The 3568-nt window shown below is 50.8% G+C and carries 5 protein-coding genes; 1 reads left to right on the top strand and 4 read right to left on the bottom strand.

All coding sequences use genetic code 11. The annotated features are described in order from the left end of the window. The 4 genes from PACILC2_RS22155 to PACILC2_RS27460 all read right to left on the bottom strand — a co-directional run. Window positions 1-800, bottom strand: an 800-nt coding sequence (locus PACILC2_RS22155) for a hypothetical protein (RefSeq protein ID WP_213530901.1), incomplete at its 3' end; no start/stop codon positions are given. A 118-nt stretch (window positions 801-918) separates the two neighbouring features. Next, a complete protein-coding gene (locus tag PACILC2_RS22150; protein WP_062493214.1) occupies window positions 919-1281 on the bottom strand; it encodes a hypothetical protein in 363 nt (120 codons plus the stop codon). Between the two features lie 393 nt (window positions 1282-1674). Beyond that, the gene (locus tag PACILC2_RS22145; protein WP_244863742.1) at window positions 1675-2256 is read right to left on the bottom strand and encodes a hypothetical protein; all 582 of its coding nucleotides are present in this window, start codon (window positions 2254-2256) and stop codon (window positions 1675-1677) included. Continuing rightward, window positions 2187-2567 (bottom strand): hypothetical protein, encoded by a 381-nt coding sequence (locus PACILC2_RS27460; RefSeq protein WP_244863741.1) that lies wholly within the window; start codon window positions 2565-2567, stop codon window positions 2187-2189. The genes PACILC2_RS22145 and PACILC2_RS27460 overlap by 70 nt, the downstream gene beginning before the upstream one ends. 176 nt (window positions 2568-2743) lie before the next feature. Here PACILC2_RS27460 and PACILC2_RS22140 point away from each other — a divergent pair, with 176 nt between their 5' ends. Continuing rightward, window positions 2744-3499, top strand: a complete 756-nt coding sequence (locus PACILC2_RS22140; protein WP_213530899.1) for a YwaF family protein — start codon at window positions 2744-2746, stop codon at window positions 3497-3499. Window positions 3500-3568 lie beyond the last annotated feature (69 nt).

Genomic DNA, 3568 nt, shown 5'->3' with positions numbered 1-3568 from the left:
TCCGCGTCGGCATCCGCGTCAGCGTCCGCATCAGCGTCGGCGTCAGCATCGGCGTCGGCGTCGGCGTCGGCATCTCCATCATCCAACGGTGCAGGTATCGTTGCTTCTGCCGGAGTCTGAGTCAGCAGATCCAGATCAATAATCTGGTCGGTTGAATCCGCTTTAAACGTATACCGGCCACTGGCAGTAGGCGGCAACTCGTCCAAATCCATCGTTAAGCTGAAATCGAAATTGGAACGGTTTAACAGACTGAGCGAAAGTATACTTTTAAAGTTGACCCGAATCTGATTACCGTCGATGATGATATCGTTCCGACTAAAGTTGCCTCTGTTCCGAATTTCAATTCCTAATACACCCAGGGCCGGAACATCGTAACTTGCACTTAATCTGTCTTTGAAAGCATCCCCTTCGGCTTCCGCAATTGCAGCAATTTCAGGCGGGATTTCAAAAATAATCCACGTACTGGACAACAGGCTTACATTTAAGACGCCGTAGCCTCTATATTCCAGCACGATTCTTTCTTTACCATTCACCTGACTGTGCGTCGCTTTCAACGACGTATCGCTAAGCAAGCTGGCATCAATGAGTCCGTTCAGCAAGCTGATATCAGACGACAACGCCCTTACACTGGAGGATACTTCGTATGGAATTTGTCCCTCTTTCGCCAGTACATTCGCAGGGGCTAAAACGAGCGAGGAAGCTGCAAGCAACGACAACATCTGCACTTTTCTTTTGTGCCATTTCACTGCTTTTCGGTTCATCATTTTCTTGTAATCAAATGATCTGCGCCTTTTCTTCAAAATTAGCTCCTCCGTTCCCATAGGCTTAACAGGGATGTAACCTTGCTCGAAACCGTAATTACAAATCCTTCCCACCATTCACCTGAAATTCAATCCTGCAATCGATCAATTGCACATTCTATTTGTGCATCACCTCCCCAACCAATTCCACTTTGCTGTCTGTTTTCAAATAGCTGCAGAACAGCTTCTCTAGCAACTCGTATTGGGCCGGACTTTGATATTTGCCAAAATAGAGTCTTCTCAATGCTTCATTCATCATTTCCACTTGAAACTGCAGCTGATGCCTGTTTCTCACCTGATTGGCATTGGTTCTCTCAATGGTCGCAATCAGAATCTTTTTTCTTTCGGTCAATTCGAACATTAAATACTCGATATCATCTTTAGACCAATTAGGAAACTTTGAGAATATTTGCTTAATTTTCCTCTTGGTGAAGATAGAAATCGTCCCCTCCTTACAAATTTCCTTGTCGGAATTGATCATCTCTCCCCATATCGAGCCGCTAGAATTAAACATATGTATTATACTATTGTTTTAAACAGAAGTATAATACACATGTTTAATAATTACAACCGCTTTTTTTCGGTTCATTTTTCTATAAGTCTGGTACAATTCGCCAGGTATAACCAAAGATTTGGCAATGAAATATAACGTCGGATCGTTTTGAGAATCGAGCTGTTCGCGGAAACAGGCGAAGTATCGGGCCGATATGTATTCGATGGTCCCGACGGAACCGGCGCGATTGACCGAACCGATTATCAGGGAGGGTCCGGATGATGCGAAGACGAAGTCGAAAACATATGAAATCGCTTTCAATATGTTGCAATATCAAACCCCGATCCGGATTGCGGGACCGGGGCAGACGATCTAATACTGCTATCCGTTGAGCCGTTGCTGAACCATCGCCGCCACTTCGTCGGGCTCCTCCCACACGAACGGCCGAATCCGCTCCGAGTTGACGGACAGCCTGTCCGCGTCCGTGCGGTGAACGGTCCAGATAACCGGGATGTCGAGTCCGAGCGCGATGCCACCGCCGAAATATACTTCGGCCGGATGACCGGTCAAGTCGGCGATCAGCAGCTTGCTTTCGGATATGAGGCGAATCATTTGGTCGCCGTACCGGACATCGTCCGAATTGTCCGGCATTTGCGGAAAGTAGCCGCATTGCTCGATCTTCGGCAGCACATGCAGCGTCCAGGTCTTCCGCTGCTCTTCGATTGCGGGCATCAGCACGCAGCACGGCTTGAGCTTCTTCCCCGACATGCTGTGCTTCGCTTCTTTCCAGCCTTTCTCAGTTAGCCGGAACGTCGTCCCAGTTCGCTCAATCGATCCTTCTTCCTTCAGCTTCTCTATAATATAAACCATTTCCTGTAAATTCGGCGAATAAGTCAAATTGTAGCTGGACGGCAGACGATGAATGATGACCGCCTCGCCCGGCTCCCTGGAATGCCTGTACAAAATTGCAGCAACCGCCGCCCTTTCTCTTCGATCGTCGCAGGCACGCGGGGCGATTGCTCGATCTTCTGCAAGTCGTCAAACGACAGCGCGACCGTCTCCTCGCAATCGGTCAATTCCCGGATATAGGCGCTTATGATTGGAAACTTGGCCCTTTTCTCGTTGTATGACAGTTTGTCGAAAGCGTCATAATCGTCTCTCCGCAAACCGTAGAAGCTTCCCGGCGCGCAATGGCAGCCCAGGAACCAGTCGTATTCGCCTTTTGGCCTGATCGGCACAACCTGATCGCAAAACAGACAGCGTTTCGATTCCATGCGCAAATCTCCCCCTCTCTTTCAACGTTCGCAGCGGAAAACGGGTATGGGGGCATTGGCGCGATTAAGATTTTCTCATTCCGTTTCTGCCTTCGGGGCTGCCGGCTTGTGCCGATCGTCAGGTGCGGATAAGATGAAGATGCATGGCAAAGAGGAGCAAAATAAGGGGGAATGGGATGGAACGGTGGTTCGAAGCGGAACACGCGGCGCCTTTCGCCGCTTTCGGCATACCGCATCTGGCGGCATTGGGCGGAGCTTTACTCGCCGTACTCGCGCTGTATGGCTTGCGGTCGAAGCTCCGCCATCCGCGTCGGGCGGCATGCGGGAGATATGCGCTGGCAACGCTGCTGACCGCGAGCGAGGCGCTGTTAAACGTTTGGTACATCCGGGAAGGCATTTTCTCCGCGAAGTCTACGCTGCCGCTGGAGCTGTGCAGCATTTCATTGTATCTCTCCATTTTAATGCTGCTGACGAGAAGCCGCCTGTTGTTCGGTATTGTCTATTTCGCAGGAATCGGCGGGGCATTGCAGGCGTTAATTACGCCGGCGCTCGATTTCGGTTATCCGCATTTCCGGTTCTGGCAGTTTTTCGCGGCCCATACCGCCATCATTCTCGCCGCGCTCTATATGGTATGGGTAGAAAGATTCAGACCGACGCTGAAGTCAATCGCCGTTACGATGGGCTTCCTTAATGCGCTTGTCGTCATCGTCGGGTATGTCAACCACGTCACCGGAGGCAATTACATGTTTCTGGCACGCAAGCCCGATACGCCGTCATTGCTCGATTACCTTGGCCCTTATCCGTGGTACCTGCTGTCCATGGAAGGTATCGCCCTGCTGACCTTCTCGTTCCTCTATTTGCCGTTCGCCCGCTTTCCCGGAAGCAGAGGCGCAATAAGCGGACAAAGCCGTTCATCGGAGAAGGACGCCTGAACTTACCGCACGCCGACGGCGAACGGGGCTGTCCCAAAAGGTCTTGAAAGACCTGGGGACCGCCCCTTC

Origin of the sequence: Paenibacillus cisolokensis, assembly GCF_018403665.1 — a bacterium.
Classification (GTDB): domain Bacteria; phylum Bacillota; class Bacilli; order Paenibacillales; family Paenibacillaceae; genus Paenibacillus_AH; species Paenibacillus_AH cisolokensis.
Note: the sequence above shows the minus strand (reverse complement) of the source record. Positions and strands in the feature narration are given on the sequence as shown.

Excerpts from the sequence above, each read along its gene's own strand:
- PACILC2_RS27460 (WP_244863741.1), bottom strand. The coding sequence starts at position 2,567 with ATGGAATCGAAACGCTGTCTGTTTTGCGATCAGGTTGTGCCGATCAGG.
- PACILC2_RS22140 (WP_213530899.1), top strand. The coding sequence starts at position 2,744 with ATGGAACGGTGGTTCGAAGCGGAACACGCGGCGCCTTTCGCCGCTTTC.
- PACILC2_RS22150 (WP_062493214.1), bottom strand. The coding sequence starts at position 1,281 with ATGATCAATTCCGACAAGGAAATTTGTAAGGAGGGGACGATTTCTATC.